This window comes from Pseudomonas frederiksbergensis (genome assembly GCF_000802155.2).
GTDB lineage: Bacteria > Pseudomonadota > Gammaproteobacteria > Pseudomonadales > Pseudomonadaceae > Aquipseudomonas > Aquipseudomonas frederiksbergensis_A.
In genome coordinates this window covers 1-589 of record NZ_JQGJ02000065.1, presented here as the reverse complement: position 1 = coordinate 589, position 589 = coordinate 1, and the positions used below count along the sequence as shown (strand labels likewise).

The following is a 589-nucleotide window of genomic DNA, read 5'->3' as shown; positions in this document are numbered from 1 at the left end:
GCCCGGCATCGAGCAGCAGATCGGCTTGTTCATCAACACCTTGCCGGTGATCGCCAGCCCTCGGGCCGAGCAGTCGCTGGACAGTTGGTTGCAAACGGTGCAGGCGCAGAACCTCGCCCTGCGCGAGTTCGAGCACACTGCGTTGCTCGACATCCAGCGCTGGGCCGGGCAGGGCGGCGACGCGTTGTTCGACAGTTTGCTGGTGTTCGAAAACTACCCGATCGCCGAGGCCTTGGAGCAGGGCGCGCCGGACGGTTTGCGCTTCGGTTCGCCGATCACCCAGGAGCAGACCAACTATCCGTTGACGCTGTTGGTGGGGTTGGAGCGGCAGCTGTCGGTGCATATGAGTTATCAGCGGGCGAGTTTCTCGGCTGTAACGGTGGAGCGATTGGCGGCGCATCTGGTGCAGTTGCTCGGGCAGATGACCGCGCAGGGCGAGCGCCCGTTGGGTGAGCTGTCGATGCTGGAATTCGATGAACACCAGCGCCTGACCCATGACTGGAATCCTGTGGATGCGCCGTTCGAACAGGACGTCTGCATTCATCAGATGATCGCCCGCCAAGCGGAAAACGCCCCGGACGCCTTGGCC

1 protein-coding gene is annotated in these 589 nt (G+C 63.2%); it reads left to right on the top strand.

Features of this window, described 5'->3' with window-relative positions; genetic code table 11:
* The coding region (locus JZ00_RS29685; protein WP_046510224.1) for a condensation domain-containing protein at positions 1-589 on the top strand (589 nt) is incomplete at both ends.